Source organism: Variovorax glucosi (assembly GCF_051216695.1).
Lineage (GTDB): Bacteria > Pseudomonadota > Gammaproteobacteria > Burkholderiales > Burkholderiaceae_C > Variovorax.
The window spans coordinates 1-1,012 of sequence record NZ_JBPJZE010000444.1 but is presented as its reverse complement, the minus strand read 5'-3'; the positions used below and the strand labels follow the sequence as shown (position 1 = coordinate 1,012).

Annotated in this window: 1 protein-coding gene and 1 pseudogene; both read right to left on the bottom strand. The window is 67.9% G+C overall.

What is annotated here, in order from left to right:
* A pseudogene (locus ACSFA3_RS26380) lies at positions 1–181 on the bottom strand (two-component sensor histidine kinase); the annotation flags it as partial.
* Positions 182–191: 10 nt separating this feature from the next.
* The gene (locus ACSFA3_RS26375) at positions 192–938 is read right to left on the bottom strand and encodes a response regulator transcription factor (protein WP_435508244.1); all 747 of its coding nucleotides are present in this window, start codon (positions 936–938) and stop codon (positions 192–194) included.
* Positions 939–1,012 lie beyond the last annotated feature (74 nt).

The following is a 1,012-nucleotide window of genomic DNA, read 5'->3' as shown; positions in this document are numbered from 1 at the left end:
TCGGCTTGTCTTGTGCGTCCAGCACGACCACGTTGCGCGGCACCGGCGCCAGGCGCTCGCGCTCGGCCTCCGCTGCTTCGCGCACGATCCAGTTCGCCATCAGCGTGAGGATGACGACGCCGCCCACCACCGCGAGCCAGATGCGGACGTAGAGGTGGCGTGAGTAGAGGCTGCGCAGCATCGGCAGCCGCTCAGTCTTGCTGCTTGGCAAAGACGTAGCCCACGCCACGCACCGTGAGGATGCGCTTGGGGTTCTTCGCGTCGACTTCTATGGCCGCGCGGATGCGGCCCATGTGCACGTCGATGGAGCGATCGAAGGCTTCGAGTTCGCGGCCGCGCACGGCCTCCATGATCTGGTCGCGCGTGAGCACGCGGCCCGCGCGCTCGGCCATCGCCACCAGCAGGTCGAACTGGTAGGAGGTCAGGTCGGCCAGCGCGCCGGCCACAGACACGGTGCGTGCATTGCGGTCGATTTCCAGCGTGCCGAAGCGCATCACCGTGGAGGCTTCGGCCTCGGTGGCGTTCTCGCTGCGGCGGCGCAGCACGGCGCGGATGCGCGCCAGCAGCTCGCGCGGCTCGAAGGGCTTGGGCACGTAGTCGTCGGCGCCAAGCTCGAGGCCGACCACGCGGTCCATCACTTCGCCGCGGGCGGTGAGCATGACGATGGGAATGTCGCTTTCCTTGCGGATCTCGCGGCACAGCTCGAAGCCGTCCATCTCGGGCAGCATGACGTCGAGGATGGCCGCGTCGTAGGTGCCGGCGCGCAGCTTGGCGAGGCCTTCGCTCGGGCGCACGGCGCTCTCGAGCGTGCAGCCGAAGCGTGCGAAGTAGGTTGTCAGCGGCGCGGCGAGGTGTTCGTCGTCGTCGATCAGCAGGATGCGCGGCATGGCGGGATTGTGCCTCCTGGCAAGGAAATGGCGGATGACCTCGCTGACCATCAGACCTGCCGGCATCGCACCGCCCAGGTAAGACCCGTCACGAGGAGTGAGAGCAAAAGCGCGTGGTAGACCAC

Bases quoted from the DNA above. Each gene is read 5' to 3' on its own strand.
- ACSFA3_RS26375 (WP_435508244.1), bottom strand. From the start codon at position 938: ATGGTCAGCGAGGTCATCCGCCATTTCCTTGCCAGGAGGCACAATCCC.